General features: G+C 65.1%; 15 protein-coding genes. 5 read left to right on the top strand and 10 right to left on the bottom strand.

What is annotated here, in order from left to right:
• Positions 1-61: 61 nt before the first annotated feature.
• Entirely contained in the window at positions 62-295 is a 234-nt protein-coding gene (locus GFY24_RS33880; RefSeq protein ID WP_153809199.1) for a hypothetical protein, read from the top strand.
• Here GFY24_RS33880 and GFY24_RS33885 read toward each other — a convergent pair.
• The 10 genes from GFY24_RS33885 to GFY24_RS33920 form a co-directional block, all read right to left on the bottom strand.
• Positions 264-707 (bottom strand): DUF6262 family protein, encoded by a 444-nt coding sequence (locus GFY24_RS33885; protein ID WP_153809200.1) that lies wholly within the window; start codon positions 705-707, stop codon positions 264-266. The two genes, GFY24_RS33880 and GFY24_RS33885, sit on opposite strands and share 32 nt — an antisense overlap.
• Positions 697-1,548, bottom strand: a complete 852-nt coding sequence (locus GFY24_RS42500) for a tyrosine-type recombinase/integrase (protein ID WP_228566923.1) — start codon at positions 1,546-1,548, stop codon at positions 697-699. Before GFY24_RS42500 ends, GFY24_RS33885 begins: the two co-directional genes overlap by 11 nt.
• A complete protein-coding gene (locus GFY24_RS42505; RefSeq protein WP_228566914.1) occupies positions 1,455-1,853 on the bottom strand; it encodes a hypothetical protein in 399 nt (132 codons plus the stop codon). Before GFY24_RS42505 ends, GFY24_RS42500 begins: the two co-directional genes overlap by 94 nt.
• A 297-nt stretch (positions 1,854-2,150) precedes the next feature.
• Positions 2,151-2,939 (bottom strand): hypothetical protein, encoded by a 789-nt coding sequence (locus GFY24_RS42510; RefSeq protein ID WP_228566915.1) that lies wholly within the window; start codon positions 2,937-2,939, stop codon positions 2,151-2,153.
• The gene (locus GFY24_RS33895; RefSeq protein WP_153809201.1) at positions 2,936-4,042 is read right to left on the bottom strand and encodes a tyrosine-type recombinase/integrase; all 1,107 of its coding nucleotides are present in this window, start codon (positions 4,040-4,042) and stop codon (positions 2,936-2,938) included. The genes GFY24_RS42510 and GFY24_RS33895 overlap by 4 nt, the downstream gene beginning before the upstream one ends.
• Positions 4,002-5,162 carry a tyrosine-type recombinase/integrase gene (locus tag GFY24_RS33900; RefSeq protein WP_153809202.1) on the bottom strand — a complete coding sequence of 387 codons (1,161 nt, stop codon included), beginning with the start codon at positions 5,160-5,162 and terminating at the stop codon, positions 4,002-4,004. Before GFY24_RS33900 ends, GFY24_RS33895 begins: the two co-directional genes overlap by 41 nt.
• Positions 5,163-5,340: 178 nt before the next feature.
• Entirely contained in the window at positions 5,341-5,568 is a 228-nt protein-coding gene (locus GFY24_RS33905) for an acyl carrier protein (RefSeq protein ID WP_194853126.1), read from the bottom strand.
• On the bottom strand, positions 5,565-7,475 hold the full coding sequence (locus tag GFY24_RS33910) for an HAD family hydrolase (RefSeq protein ID WP_153809203.1): 1,911 nt from the start codon (positions 7,473-7,475) through the stop codon (positions 5,565-5,567). Before GFY24_RS33910 ends, GFY24_RS33905 begins: the two co-directional genes overlap by 4 nt.
• On the bottom strand, positions 7,472-8,512 hold the full coding sequence (locus GFY24_RS33915; protein WP_153809204.1) for a 3-oxoacyl-ACP synthase III family protein: 1,041 nt from the start codon (positions 8,510-8,512) through the stop codon (positions 7,472-7,474). Before GFY24_RS33915 ends, GFY24_RS33910 begins: the two co-directional genes overlap by 4 nt.
• A gap of 106 nt (positions 8,513-8,618) precedes the next feature.
• Positions 8,619-9,092 (bottom strand): MarR family winged helix-turn-helix transcriptional regulator, encoded by a 474-nt coding sequence (locus GFY24_RS33920; protein ID WP_309231657.1) that lies wholly within the window; start codon positions 9,090-9,092, stop codon positions 8,619-8,621.
• Between the two features lie 382 nt (positions 9,093-9,474).
• Here GFY24_RS33920 and GFY24_RS33925 point away from each other — a divergent pair, with 382 nt between their 5' ends.
• The 4 genes from GFY24_RS33925 to GFY24_RS33940 are packed head-to-tail and all read left to right on the top strand — an operon-like array spanning position 9,475 to position 14,400.
• Positions 9,475-10,461 carry a ScbA/BarX family gamma-butyrolactone biosynthesis protein gene (locus tag GFY24_RS33925; RefSeq protein ID WP_194853127.1) on the top strand — a complete coding sequence of 329 codons (987 nt, stop codon included), beginning with the start codon at positions 9,475-9,477 and terminating at the stop codon, positions 10,459-10,461.
• Positions 10,452-11,126 (top strand): HAD family phosphatase, encoded by a 675-nt coding sequence (locus GFY24_RS42515; RefSeq protein ID WP_309231658.1) that lies wholly within the window; start codon positions 10,452-10,454, stop codon positions 11,124-11,126. Before GFY24_RS33925 ends, GFY24_RS42515 begins: the two co-directional genes overlap by 10 nt.
• Entirely contained in the window at positions 11,123-12,784 is a 1,662-nt protein-coding gene (locus tag GFY24_RS33935) for an MFS transporter (RefSeq protein WP_153809207.1), read from the top strand. The genes GFY24_RS42515 and GFY24_RS33935 overlap by 4 nt, the downstream gene beginning before the upstream one ends.
• Entirely contained in the window at positions 12,781-14,400 is a 1,620-nt protein-coding gene (locus tag GFY24_RS33940; protein WP_153809208.1) for an NAD(P)/FAD-dependent oxidoreductase, read from the top strand. The genes GFY24_RS33935 and GFY24_RS33940 overlap by 4 nt, the downstream gene beginning before the upstream one ends.
• Positions 14,401-14,412: the final 12 nt, after the last annotated feature.

A 14,412-nucleotide genomic window follows, 5' to 3' on the forward strand; every position in this document is an offset into this window, starting at 1 on the left:
CGGGTAATGAAAGCTGGTGCCGGGGCGATGTGACCTGCGAACGCCAGGATGTTGGAGGGGCATGGTCACCGAAACCGAAGCGGGCGCGCTGAGGCGAGCTTTCAATGATTTGCGCTGGACTCTCGTGCGCATCATCGTTGGGGTTGTTCTGGTTATGGCGGCGATGATTGTGCTTGTGTTCAGGATGGATCCGTCGACAGGCAAGGACGCGCCCGCAGTGCCGTTGCCGCCGGTCAGTGCGCCCATTCTGCCCTCGCCAACCACTATCGTCTCGCCGATTCCGTTGCCCGACTGATTGATTCGGGAGGGTGGGGTGTATTTACCCTGTTCGTGGCGGTGCGGAGTTGGCCGAGGGTTTCGGCGAGCTGACGGCGCAAGGTTTCGTTCTCGTCTGCGAGTTTGCGATTGCGTTCGTGCGCGGCTTCCAGGCGCCTGAGCAGGGAGGCGTCGGAGCTGCGTTGCCGGGCCGGAACCGGGGTTGCCGGTGCGCGACGGCCGGCGGCGCGTAGGCGTTCGATCTCGGTGCGGATGTCTGGCTGGGCGTAGAGCCAGGACCTCGAGACATTGGCGGCTGTGGCCACGGATTCGAATGTCACTGCAGTTCCGTTGTTGTCGAGTGTTCTCAGCGCCTGGATCGCTTTGGCTCGTGTGAGTTCGCGGCGGTGCTGCGCGGCGGCGACGATGTGGCGGCTGTTGTCAGCTCGCATCGGCGGATTCCTCGGTGTCATCGTCGTTTTCGAGCGAGGTGATGATGTTGTCGAGGTTGCCGAGGACCTGCTGGTTCATCTCGGCCAAACGCTGCTGGCCGCGGGCCTCCGCGGAGGAGATGATTTGCAGCACCTGCTGACGCTGTTGGCGGTGTTGCGGCAAGAACTCGGCCGTCGTGACGAACATTGGACACGTCAAGCACGAATTGGCGTGCGGGCAGGTCTTTTGAACCGGGAGACCGCAGTAGCCGTTGGGCAGGGCTTGGGTGACCCGCCCGAGCCGTTGTTTGGCCCAATTCGCTTCGGCCAGTGGTCCGTTCGGATCGATGGTGATGGTCTCACCTTTGGTGTTGACCTTGTGGGCGTTCTCCCAGTGTCGGCGGACGGTGGTGTCGTGCAGCCGGGCGTAGTGGGCTGTCATGTCTCCGCTGGAATGGTCGAGCAGCACCCGTACCACTTCCTGTGGGACGTCGCGGTTGATGAGCCTGGTCGCGAAGGTGTGACGCCATTGATGGGGAGTCAAGTGCACGGGTCTGCCGTGTTCATCGCGAACTTCGCAGCGTTCCAACCAATCTCGCAGTTGTCCGCGATAGGAGTGGGTGGTCAGCGGTTTGCGGCCGTCCGGGTTCATTCTCGGTGCCGGGAACAGCCACGGACTTCCGTCGGTCCAACGCTGCAGGATCCGTTGCTGCTGGACGACGATGGCCTGTTCGATTTCCTCGTCGATCGGGACGAGGGCTTCGCGTTTCATCTTCCGGTTGGTGTAGTGCAGGTAGGGTGCGTCGTCGCCGTCTCTGACGACGCAGTCGAATCCGATCGCGCAGGCGTCCCCGATCCGCAGCGCATGAGAATCAGGGTGACCAGGCGGCTTTCGGGGTGGTTCCAGCGATCGAGATTGGCTGGCTGTTCGGCCTGGACCATGATCTGTTCGGCCAGTCCACGAGGCAGCCGTTTGTCAGGCTTGGGGAAGTCATCGGGGTAAAACGCCGCGGTTGTCGGCAGCGATGGACCCCATTCGTGACGGCGGATCGCGTCGAGGAACGCGCTCAGCGATCCGATGTCGCGGCTGCGGGAGTGCAGCGCGCGCGGGTCGGTGGCCAGGGCCGCGAGATAGCGCTCCAGCAGTGCTCGGGTGATGCCGTCCAAGCCGGTGACCTCGGCCGCCGAGGTGATCAAGAATCCGGCGAGCCGAGTGATGGCTTGGACGTCAATGTAGGTTTGATTGTGGCTGCGGCCGACGCTGAGCCGCCAGCGGGCGAACCGCTTCGCCAGATCTCGCAGCTAAAGCTGTGGGATGCCGCCAAAGCGCAATCGCCGGTTGCCTTCCATGCCGACGCGCCGCAGTTCCCAGACGTCCCTGGGAAACTCGGCTTCCCAGCCGGCACCGACATGCAGGTCCTCGGCGCAGCGGTGGGCGTAGCGAAGGAAAGCCAGCTGTCCGTTCTAACCGTGCATGGCCTTGTGCCGGGCGTCGAAGAACTCGGTCCAGCGCTCGATCGACCAGTCCAGAATCGACACCACGTCACTCGCGGCGACCAGTCCCATGACCGGGCGCGCAACCCCGGACGGGGTCTTGATCTGGCGTTCGTCATGGCGACATTGCAGCGCATACTGCATCTCCAGCTTGATCTGGCGGCGGTCGCCGAAGGCGCGGAAATCGAAGCGGTCGTCGCCATAGGACTCACACAACACGATGAAATCGGCGAGCGCGGGCCGTCGAGCGGCTTCCCAGCGCGATCGGTGGCCGCCGCAGAACTGTGAACGACCCTGGGTCCAGAGTGTGCAGTAGGTCAGTGCGCAGATCGGATGATCAGGATCGTTCTCGGGGATGACATCGGCCAGCCATGCAGCCTTGTCCGGTTGGCCGGATCGTTCCCAAATCCCTTGGTGGCGAACGCATAAGCCCCGGCGGGCGCTGCTGAACCGGCAGCCGGGGACCGCGCAGACGGTGAGTTCCTTGCGGCCGAGCCCGACCGGTGACGCGGTGACGGCGAACGTGTCGATGTCGGGGCGGCCCTGGTCTTTCCAGGAGTAGTAGTGGCCCTTACAAAGTCTGCGGGTGCGCGGCTGGCGAACACAACCCGATACGCGGCAGCCGGACGCGTCGAACACCAGCGCACCGCGCTCAGGAACGACGATGTCAGCACGGAACTCCGGCCGCACCACCGCCATCAGCTTGCCGAGCAGTCCTGGTGTCGCAACAGGAGTCTCGGTAATCTCGACCGCGGTCACCAGCGCACCTCCCGCCCGGTGAGGATGCCGGCCTCCGCCAACGCCCGGCGAGCGTCCTCGACGGATAAATGGCCGTAAATGTCGAGGGTTGTGGCCAGCGAGGAGTGCCCTAAAAGACTGCTCACGACCTCGATCGGTGTCTTGTTCCGAAGCAATCGGGTGGCGTAGGCATGGCGACACCAGTGCGGATCGAAGTCGAAGCCGAGCGTCTTGCGCAGTCGTAGCACCAGGTCGTAGACCGCGGCGTAGGTCCACAGGTGTCCGAACGATCCTCCCCAGAGATTAACGAAAACGTAGTCCGAATCCAGGTCCCTGTACTCGCAATGCAGATAGTCCCCGTAGAGCCGCACCAACTCGGCGCTGACCGGAACGATGCGCTGCTGCGGCGACTTCGCGCGAGCGCGGTTGTCGTTGATCCGGCGGACGACGGTCAGTTCCCGTTCGGCTACGGCCAGGTCCTCATGGCGCAGGCCGAGAGCCTCACCGATCCGAATGCCACTGTCCCACAACAGTGCCCATAAGAAGCGATCCCGCAGCCGGGTGCAGGAATCCAGAATGGCCTGCATCTGGGTGGCCGTGATCAGCGTCGGCCGCTTGCGGGCGGCAGCAATTTTCACCGTGCGCCGCCGTTCCGGTTTGCCGCCGCTGAGGTGGTAGAGGAACGGCTTCCATCCCGACCGATGCCGCCGCGCGGGCTGCAACTCGGTGACCAGGTCTCCAAGATCGATGCCATGTCGGGCATGGAAGGTATACAGGCCGCCGACGGCGGAGAGTTTTCGATTGATGGTCACCGCCGAGCAATGATGCTGCGCCGAAGGCAACATCGACACCCCGCCCAGGCGTCCCGTGGGCGGAAGCCGCAGCCAGGAAACGAATTCGCCGAGGTCCTCCAGCCGGACCTCGCGCCAGTCCAAGCTCCGGACGTCGAGGTAGACGAACCAATCCTTCAGATCGTGCGCGTAAGCCTTGATCGTATTCGGGGACCGCTCGATATCGGTCATGTAGGCCAGGTAGCGCTCGATCGGCTCCACCGGCCCGGTGTCGCCGAGAACGGTCCAGGACTCAAGCTGCGAACCGGGCGTCAGCACCCTCTGTACGAGCATCGAACCTCCGAGAAATCTGCGTGATGGACGGCAGCAGATAACCACCTCCACGACGTCGATTCATCTGGTTCTTCTCTGCGTGGTGCACGTGACGGACACCCATTTCTGGGCTGTAGATAGCCTGCACAAACCGCTCCGGATACCCGAACTCGATCAAGTGGGTGATGTAGGAGTGCCGTAGCGAGTGCAGATCCAATTCCTGCGGCAACCCCGCCGCGTCACGGACCGCGGTGAACGCGTCGTTGGCACTGCGGGTAGTGATACGTCCGCACCGTTCGGTCAACCAGACCGCCGGATGCCTGTCGGCACCGAACAATGTCCGCACCTGCGTGAAGTAGTGCTCGAGAACCTCGACGATCCAATCCATCTCCGGCACGGTGAGCACAGTGCGGCGCTTGGGTGGGCTCCCTCGTGAGGACTTGCCCCACCGCACATACAGTCCACCGAACCGGCCGTAGTCCCGTGCACTCGGATTCGTTCGCAGATCAGCCAAATCCAATCCCACGGCCTCACTACGGCGCAGTCCGTACGCATAGACCGTCTTGAGCAGCACCGCGTTCCGCAAGGCCTGTATCGAGCCCTTACGACCCAGCCCGCGCACCCGCTCCACCTCGGAGTCCGCGGTGTCGAACAGCACCTGCACCTCGTCGTAGGTCAGCGCCCGCCGGCCGGGGCGGCCCTCGAACTCGGTGACGTGCACAATCGAGTTCCACTCGTGCAGAATCTGTGTTGGTGTTTCCCCGAATCGGTTCGCGCACAACTCGATCCACCCGTAACGGCGGTCGGTGAGGTAGTCGCAGAACAGACGCAGCGTCAGCTGGTAGCCGCGTACCGTCGAAAAGGCTGGTGACGGGGTTCCCGAGGCAAGATGGGCGAACCATGCCTCGGCTTCGGCCGGTCGCCACTGCCACGGATACAACCCGGTGTAGGTGGCGAACCGGCGTACGACCGAAATCCGCGCCTCGATCGTCTGGGTTCTGAGGAATCGAGCGCGCTGCTGTTCGCACCACCCAGCCACCATCGATTCGTAGACCGCAGTCTCGGGATCGAGGTGAATGACGTTCGGTGCCAGCGTCAAAGCGGTCGTGGCGCTCGCCGAGTCTATCTCGGGGCCGGACATTGACCTGTTGTACCAAATGCAACATTGTTGCGTCTAGTGTCGATGCCTCGACCAGCGGTGAGAGCCCGTGTCGCACACCGATGGGCGCGCCGCGATACCGCGAGTAGGCATCTTCGGCATGGTTGAATCGCTCAAAGCTGTTGCATCAGATGCAATTCCGCTCGATTCCCGCATATCGTCAGCCGGTGTACATCTCGTAGATCTGTTCCAGCGACGCGGCTTCCAGCAGCTCGGGCAGCGGGACACTGCGACCGGTCCGCGCCTCCATCGTGGCGATGACGCTCAGCAAATGGATCGAATCCCAGCCGGGCACCGTATCGAGACTGCCGGTGGCATGTTCGGGGGTCACCGCCGCGAGTCCGATCTCATCCCGGACGATGGCGACGAAATCGTCGATGGTGTTCACAGGGCGGTCTCCTTCTCGGGAACATCGAACAACAGCCGCACGTGCTCGGGTACCGCGAGCACGTCGCGCAGGGGGTGGCGGTAGGTCGTCTCGGCACCGTCATCGCGGTACCGCTCGAATCCGAACCGCGAGTACAGATCTCGTACACCCGCGTTCTTGGCAGTGGCACGGTGGGCGCCGAGAACACTCTCGCAGCCCTGCCCGCGCAGGTGCTCGAGCAGACCGGCCAGGCAGGCCTGCTCGATGCCGCGGGAGAACACCCGGCAGCTGAGCAGGAAATTCTCGATATGGGCGTCCGCGCCCTCGCGGCGCACGAAGATCGCCCCGACCATCCCGTTCTCGCCGAACCGGTCCCGCGCGCGCACGGTCAGCACCAGGGCCGCGGGGTCGGCGAGCAGCGCTTGCACATCGGCGGGCTGCAACCGGAGCGTGGTCATATTGAACTGGTTGGTCCGCAGCGTGATCTGCGAAACCCGTTGGATGTCAGCCACTTCGGCCCGCGTCAACCGCACTTCGATCCGCAATTCTCGAAGGTAGTCGGCCGTCGACTCGAACTCCTGCAGGAAATCACTGCGTGCGCTCTCGCCTCGATACAGTTCGGGACGAGACCGGTCCTCGGTGGTCAACTCGCGGACATCGAACCAGCCGTCCGCCAAGAGTCGCTCCACATGCAGCGCCGGTTCGGCATCGACCTGCACGGTGCTCACCTGCGGCAGCTCGTACCGCATCAAACCGCACTCGTACGGACTGTCGTCGACGAAGACGAAACTGTCCGGATCGAGATTCAGCACCGCCGCGGTCTCGCGCAGATTGTCCGGCTTGGGCAGCCAATTCGCTGTCACCCGAACGAAATCGCCCTCCCGCACCGTCATATCCGGATGGTCGCGGAGCACTTCGCGCACCGGCTCGATATCGTTCTTGCTGATCGCGGTCAGCAGCACACCCTGGCTACCCAGTTGCCGGACGACCCGTTGAAAAGCCCGGAACGCCTCACCCCGATAGCTGTCGGCGACCTGGATTCCCGCCATCCCGTCATCACCGAGCACCCCACCCCACATCGTATTGTCGAGGTCCACCGCCAGCACCTTCTTCGTGCGGCCGGTCAGGTGGCGGGCCAGATGTCCCAGCTCACGCGCGAAACGGCCGAACAGCTCGGGCGACAGATGCACTTTCGCGTAGGTGCTGAGCCGCACATCCTCGGCCGGAATCCCTTCGGCCAGTAGCGGATCCAGATCGATCACCACCGTCGACGGATGCCGTTCGGGCAGTTCGAGCAGGCGGGCATTGGTCCGGCGCCACGCCGCGCCGAGCGCCGCCCGCGACCGATGGTCGACCAGTTGGGCGGCCAGCCGGCGCGGCAGCGGCAGCGTATTGAGTACCAGGGTGGCCCCGCTGGTGGCTTCGAACCTGGTGACCAGCCATTCGATCAGCCGCTCCTTCTCCGCCAGCGCGGCGGCGACCGCCGGAACATCCCACGGCGTCGCGATATCGTCGAACACCATCATGGGGTCCAGCACACAGACCACGAGGTCCGGTCGCGCGGCGAACAGGCGGCTGTCCGGCTCGGAAAGATCGAAGACATAACCGTTGTAGTCCGATACCACCGGACACAGCAGTAAGCCGTGCCTGGCCAGCTCCGCGGTCAGGGCGGGAACCAGTGTATTCAAGGTGCCATGTCCGGTGAGGGCGACATTCAGGACCGGAGTCGAAGGATGCGCTGCGCGAATATCCGCCGGATCGACTCTGGCCAGTAGCTGTCCGGCCAGTCGCAACTGCGCCGGATCGAGTTCCCGCAACAGCGCGGTGATCACGGGGAAATCCGAGGCGAGTCGTCCGGCCCGCTGCAACTCCATGATGCGGTCGAGCGGGGCCGATTGCGGCTCGGCCGGCGTGGTGGCGTCGGTCATGGCTTCTCCACTGCGAAGCCGGCCTCGATCCACTTGCTGGATTCGATGGAAATGCAGACCGCGCGATCGCCCTCGGTCATTTTCGGAATGACACGTTCGAGTTGAAAGAATGGCGTCGCATTGCCGGTGTTGCCGATCTCGCGCACACAGGAGATCTCATGGGAGTCCGAGAGCGCGAGATGATCGACGATCAACTTCGTCATTCGGCCGGAAAGCTGTGGCGGCAGAATGAAATCGATCTCGTTCTCGTTCCAGTCGAGGTCCTCCAGCAATTCCTTCAACATCTCTTTGGCCATGACCGGCACGCTCTGCTCGATCGCCTTGTAATCCTCGGAGACCGCGGCGGCCCCGCCGCGCCCGTCGGCACTGCCACCGGCGCCGTACCACTCCACCACCTGGCCCGGCGACCGGCCCATCCCGACCAGCCGCACCATCGACCCGTGCAGGACCGGGGTCCCGGCGACCGGATCGGTGCTGAGCACCGCCGCACCCGCCCCGTCACCGAAGAGCAGGGTGTTCACGGCATAGGCCGCGTCGGCGGAGGCGAAACCCACATCGGCGTCGTAATGCTTACCGATCGATTCGGCCCCGATCACCAGTGCGGTCCGATGGCGGCCCGTCAGCAACATCTGACGTGCCACATCCAGCGCCTGCAACGCCCCTGAACAGCCCGATTGCAGCTGGAACGAGGCGATACCGTTGATTCCGAGGCGATCCGCGATCACATTCACGGTGGCGGGCATCAGCTGATCTGGGGTGGCGGTACCCATGACGATGAGATCGATATCCTCGGGCGCCAGCGCGGCCTGCCGCAATGCCCGGGCGCCCGAGGCGGTGCCCATATCCGCGACGGTGGTGTGCCGTTCGCCGGTTCGAATATCGAACCCGTAATGCCTGCCTTTTGTTCCGATGAACATATCGACCCACTGCAGCCACGCCGAATTCATGCCGAAGCGCTCGGCGAGGGTGACATTGTCGATGGGGTCCCCGGGCAGGAATGTTCCCACGGACAGAATATGTACATTTCGTTCAGTCATTCCGGACTACCTTCTGCGAATGGTGCTCGGCAGTAGAAATGGTAGAAGCCGTGGCTAAACCCGGACTAACCCCAATCTTTCGATCGAGGCAGGTCGCCGTCGTCCGTCAGGACAGCTGGGAGGGTACGACCGGCGCCTCGGTGGAGTCGAACAGGGTCTGCAACCCGTCTTTGAACGCGGCGCGTTCACCCTCGTCCAGACCCATCAGGAGCCGGTCCTCGAGTTGTGCTGCCGCGGCCCGGGCCCGGCCCGCCAAGGCGGTTCCCGACCGCGTCGCCCGCAGGTCGTACCGGCGGCGATCGGCGGCGCTGCGGCGGCGCTCGAGTAGCCCACTGGACTCCAGATAGTCCACGGCGGCGACCACCGGGGTCGGATCGATACCCAATTGGTCGGCGACTTCGCGCTGCGAACTGCCCTGATTGGCGATGACCAGTTCGAGGATGTGATACGTGCGACCGGTTAGTCCGAATTGCGCGAGCAGCGATTCGATATGGGGTCCCAGCTGTACGCCGAGCTGAAATGCCAGATAGATGACGCTGGACGACAGCGGCGTAGCGATGAGTTTGCTAGGCAGTTGCACGGACGTCGCTGGATCCCGCCAACGCTCTGGGATATCTCGGTTCACCTTCGAGCTCCTTTGTTCGGTGCCTGGCCGGCGGTCGACTGCAATCTTATCTAGATCAACTTCACGATCGATAGAGGCAAATGATACTCGACGATTTCGATCATCTAGATGCGGCACTATTTTTTCACTTGACATGTCCATTATGCCAGGACCGCCCCCTTCCCCGACCCGAGCCGGTTAACAGGGTTTGAACTGTGTCCTTAAGCGAGTCCAAGGTGGCTCTCTTGCACCGGTTTTGGCGTCGATGCTCGCGTTGACAGATAGTCGTTCGTCTCTACGATCAGTAGCTGCGATCATATTTCTGAACCATCGCACCAGCGAGGGAGGCTGGAAGAAAATGACTGTCGTATTCAGAGGCCCTGAGACCGGATCCGACCTGGGGATCGACGAACTCACCTTCGATCGGACCGTGCCCCGTGGCCTTGTCCACCGCGCCGCGGTCGGCGAGGTATTCGTCACCGATGCCGCCGCGATCGGCGAAAACCGATTCAAGGTCGCCGCACAACTGCCCCGCGGTCACGCACTGTACGGAGACCGCATCCAACCGTTGTACGACCCGCTGATGGTGCTGGAGGCGACGCGGCAAGCCGCCATCCTGCTCACGCACCAGTTCTATGGCGTACCCCGCAACTGGGCCTTCATATTTCGCAAGGCGGACCTCGCCATCACCGACCCCGTCGCCATGACCGTGGTCGACCTGCCCGGGCACCTGCTGATCCAGATCGACATGGACAAGCGGTTCTACGCCGACGGAAAACTCACGGGCACCCACATCATCTGCCGGTTCGAACTCGACGGCCGCGCGTTCGGCACACTCATCGGATCGCTGAGCTTCACCCCGCCGGAATTCTTCGCGGTCATGCGCGCCGCCGGCCGGGCCGGGAAGGAGCTCCCGCCACTGGCGGAACCGAACCGCGCCACCCCGATCGATCCCCAGCGGGTCGGCCGGTTCAACCGCCGGAACGTAGTCATCGCCGCGACCGGCGACCGCGAGTTGTTCGAGCTGATCGTCGATCACAGCCACCCGTCCCTGTGCGATCACAAGGTCGATCACGTCTCGGGAATGTTGCTGACCGAAGGATGCCGGCAGGCCGCGGTGAGCTTCGCCGCGCAGTCGGCCCTGGCCGGAATCGCGGTGGATCAGCTCGAACTGCTGCGCTTCCAAGTCGATTTCCGCGACTTCGCCGAACTCGAATTGCCCGTCTACTGTCGCATGACCCGTTGTGCCGCAATGGGATCCGGCCGGGTCGCGGTGGACTTCGATCTGGAGCAGGGTGGGCGGACGATAGCCGGCGCACAAGCGGAGGTCGGATCGTGGATGTAACGCAACCCGTGCTGGTCGTCGACTACGGCGGGGTACTCACCAATCCGATCGCCGAGACGATCGGCCGATTCGCCCGGCACCTGGACATCGCGCCCACTGCCGTGCCGACCGCGCTCGCCCTCGCGGCCGACTGCACCGGCGCGACCCCGATGGCACTGCTCGAACGCGGTGAACTCACCGAGACGCAATTCCTCACCCGCATGAGCGCCGCGCTCAGCGCGGTCACCGGTCGCGTCATCGATCTGTCGAACTTCACCGCGCTGTGGTTCCGGGGCCGGACCGCCAATGCCGAGATGATCGGCCATCTGCTCGAACTCCATCAGCGCGGACAGCGAATCGCGTTGCTGACCAACAATGTTCGGGAATGGCGGCCATACTGGACCGCCCAGGTGCCACTGCACGTCTTCGACGTCATCGTGGACTCCTCCGACGTCGGGTGCCGCAAACCCGAACCCGAGATCTTCACGATCACCACCGACCGACTCGGCGTGCCCGCCGACGAATGCGTATTCGTCGACGACGACGCGGCGAACTGCACGGCGGCCCGGCGGCACGGGATGCGGACCCACCGCTTCGTCGAGACCCGCGCGTGCATCGCCGAGATCGACCGCATGCTGGCCCGGCCCGACCGGAACTCCGGGCTCGCGACGGGAGCACTCCGATGAGCACGACCTTCGGATCACCCGCCCCGGCCGGCACGCAGCACTCCTCCACCAGCGCGCGCTGGTGGACGCTCGCCGCGGTATCGCTCTCGGTGTTCATGCTGTTGCTGGATCTGACGGTGGTCAACGTCGCCTTACCGCCGATCCAGCACGATCTGCGGGCCGACTTCAGCGAGATGCAGTGGGTCATCGACGCGTACGCGCTCGCCCTGGCCGCACTGCTGCTCACCGCGGGATCGATCGCCGACCGGATCGGACGGCGCCGGGTATTCGCCGCCGGTCTGGTGTGGTTCACCGTCGCCTCACTGCTGTGCGGGCTCGCCCAGGGGGTGCTGCTGCTCAATCTGGCCCGCGGCGCGCAGGGCATCGGCGCGGCCGTGCTCTACGCGGTCGGGCCGGCATTGATCGCGCGCGACTTCGTCGGCCGCGAACGCGGTACCGCCTTCGGCGTCTTCGGTGCCGTCAGCGGCCTGGCCATCGCGTGCGGGCCACTGCTGGGCGGGGTGCTGACCGAGTTGAGCTGGCGATGGGTATTCCTCATCAATGTGCCGGTGGGACTGGTCGGACTGATCATCATCGTCACCCGGGTCGCGGAGTCCCGCCTCGACCATGCCCGGCCGATCGATCTGCCCGGCGTATTCACCATTTCAGGTGCGATGTTCGCGCTGATCCTGGCCGTCCTGCGCGGCGAACGCGACGGCTGGACCTCGACCCGCAGCATTGTCACCTTCCTTGTCGCCGCAGCGCTCACGGTGGCCTTCGTACTCGTCGAACGCCGCGCCGAACACCCGATGCTGGATCTGAAGCTGTTCCGCAACAACACTTTCCGGGGTTTGAGTGCGGCCACGTTCTGCTTCAACTTCGCGGTGAACGCGATCATCCTCTACGTGGTGCTCTGGCTCGAGGGCAGTCTCGGCATGTCGGCGATCGCCACCGGACTCCGATTCCTGCCCTTGACCGTGGTGCTGTTCGCTGCGGGCGCCATCGGCGGTGTACTCAGCGCACGAGTCCCGATCCGGGTCCTCATGGGCGGGGCGCTGCTGTTCGCCGGCGTCGGATTCCTGCTGATGCTGCTGGTCGATGTGAACAGCACCTGGGCCGTCCTGCTGCCCGGCATGGTGGTGGCCGGCATCGGCATGGGCGCGCACAATCCGCCGCGCGCCAACGCCGCGGTAGCCCTGGTCCCGCCGGAGGACGCGGGCATGGGCGCGGGCGTCAACGAATCCTTCCAGCAGGGTGGCGTCGCGCTCGGCGTCGCGGTACTCGGCGCGGTCGCACATCACCGCATCGACGCCGTATTCCACACCCGGCTCACCGAATCCGGCAATGACACCGCCTACGGGCACCTGGCCGAACAGGTCGCCGCAGGGGCCGGGCGCGATATCACCACCGCCGTACCCGACCCCGCGCGCACGGCCGTCGCCGACGCCGCCCAGCACGCCTTCCTCAGTGGATTCCACCTCGTCGCGGGACTGGGCGGAATCATCACCCTCCTCGGCGCCGCGATCGCGTTCGCGACGATTCGCCGCCGTGACTTCGTCGTCGATCCCGCCGCACCCGCCTTCGACGACACCCTCGACTCCGCCGCCCCGCGATCCGACGGCGCGGAGCTACCGGACGAACCGAACGAACTGATCTCGATCGATAGAAGGCTCCGATGACGCACCAAGCGCACACCCAGGTTGTCATTGTCGGCGCGGGTCCCGTGGGACTCATGCTCGCCTGCGAACTCGCCCGCCGGGACGTCCCACACCTCGTGGTGGAACGCCGAAGTCAACTCTCGACCCAGCCCAAGGCGCTGGCACTGTGGAACGGCGCCATCGAGGCCATGCTCCGGGCCGGAGTGGACCGCCGCGAATTCGGCGAGGGCATCGCGCTGCGCGGCGGAAGCTATTGGTCGCGCGGACGGCAGATCGCCACGATCGACTTCGCCGGGTTGCGCGAGACCGGCACGCTCGGACCGATCGTGCTGCCACAACCGGAGGTCGAGCGGATCCTGCTCAACCGTTACCGCGACCTCGGCGGGGAGGTGCACTGGGATTCCAGTGTCACCCATATCGACGCCACCGGTGACACGGCGACGGTCTCCACCACCTGCGCCGCGGGCGAACTGGATATCAGCTGCCGCTGGGTCGTCGGCGCGGACGGCTCCCGCAGCACCGTACGCACCCACGCCGGCATCGCGTTCGACGGCGACAGCTACCCCGAGGATTTCGTCCTCGCCGACGCCGTGCTCGCCGAACCCGGCCTGGACGCCGAGGTGCAATACCACCTCGGACCACAGGGCACGCTGGTGGTCGTCCCCCTGCCGCACGGTATGCACCGCGTCTTCCTGTGCCGGCCCGACCAGCCGGACCGTGACAGCGAAACCCCGCGGATCGAGACGATCAACGAGACCCTCGCGCACTGGGGGCTGGACCGGTTCCGGATCGCCGAGGCGGAGTGGACCAGCCAGTTCCGGGTACACCGCCGGGTCGCCGCCGACTATATCCGCGGCCGGGCCGTGCTGGTCGGCGACGCCGCCCACGTGCACAGCCCCGCCGGCGGGCAGGGTCTCAACACCGGTATTCAGGACGCGGCGAACCTCGGGTGGAAACTCGCGCTCGCGCTCGCCGGCGGCGACGAGAAATTCCTGCTCGACAGCTACCGAACCGAACGCCGGCCCATCGCCGAGCAGGTGGCCAAGCTGACCGACCTGCAGGTGCGCGCCTGGATGATGCGTGCGCCGGTCGCCATCGGCGCCCGCGACCTACTGCTGCGGGCAGCCAGCCGCACCGGATTGCTCGGACGGCGCATCGTGCCGTCGCTGGCACAGCTGGACCTCGACTACTCCCGCTCGGCGATGAGCCGGGCGGCCCCCGGCAGTCACGACGCCGGGCGGCCGATTCCCGATGCCCTCCTGGCCGACGGGGCAACCACCGTCCGACTGCGAGATCTGCTCGACGATCCCCGTCCGCTGCTACTGCTGCGCAGCGGTATGACAGATCCGGACACCCCCCATTTCATGCCCTATCTGCAGCGGAGTTTCGACAGGTCGGTCAACATCCGCCTCCTCGCACCCGCGTACGCGCGACCGGAGCCGGGCGTCCTGCGCGATACCGACGGGCTGATCGACCAGTGGCTCGGCACCCACAATGCGGCCCTACTGCGACCCGACGGGTTCGTCCTGGCCACCGGGCGGCTGCGGCACCCGCAGCGACCGGACCAGTCCGCACTCGTCCAGGTGCTGAACCGCACGGTAGGCCGATCCATACCGGCACCACAACACCAGAACTGACCACCAACCCGC

Source organism: Nocardia sp. SYP-A9097, assembly GCF_009649815.1.
Lineage (GTDB): Bacteria > Actinomycetota > Actinomycetes > Mycobacteriales > Mycobacteriaceae > Nocardia.

Coding starts and splice junctions, on each gene's coding strand:
- GFY24_RS33880 (WP_153809199.1), top strand. CDS start 62: ATGGTCACCGAAACCGAAGCGGGCGCGCTGAGGCGAGCTTTCAATGAT.
- GFY24_RS33885 (WP_153809200.1), bottom strand. CDS start 707: ATGCGAGCTGACAACAGCCGCCACATCGTCGCCGCCGCGCAGCACCGC.
- GFY24_RS33895 (WP_153809201.1), bottom strand. CDS start 4,042: ATGCTCGTACAGAGGGTGCTGACGCCCGGTTCGCAGCTTGAGTCCTGG.
- GFY24_RS33900 (WP_153809202.1), bottom strand. CDS start 5,162: ATGTCCGGCCCCGAGATAGACTCGGCGAGCGCCACGACCGCTTTGACG.
- GFY24_RS33910 (WP_153809203.1), bottom strand. CDS start 7,475: ATGACCGACGCCACCACGCCGGCCGAGCCGCAATCGGCCCCGCTCGAC.
- GFY24_RS33915 (WP_153809204.1), bottom strand. CDS start 8,512: ATGACTGAACGAAATGTACATATTCTGTCCGTGGGAACATTCCTGCCC.
- GFY24_RS33925 (WP_194853127.1), top strand. CDS start 9,475: ATGACTGTCGTATTCAGAGGCCCTGAGACCGGATCCGACCTGGGGATC.
- GFY24_RS33935 (WP_153809207.1), top strand. CDS start 11,123: ATGAGCACGACCTTCGGATCACCCGCCCCGGCCGGCACGCAGCACTCC.
- GFY24_RS33940 (WP_153809208.1), top strand. CDS start 12,781: ATGACGCACCAAGCGCACACCCAGGTTGTCATTGTCGGCGCGGGTCCC.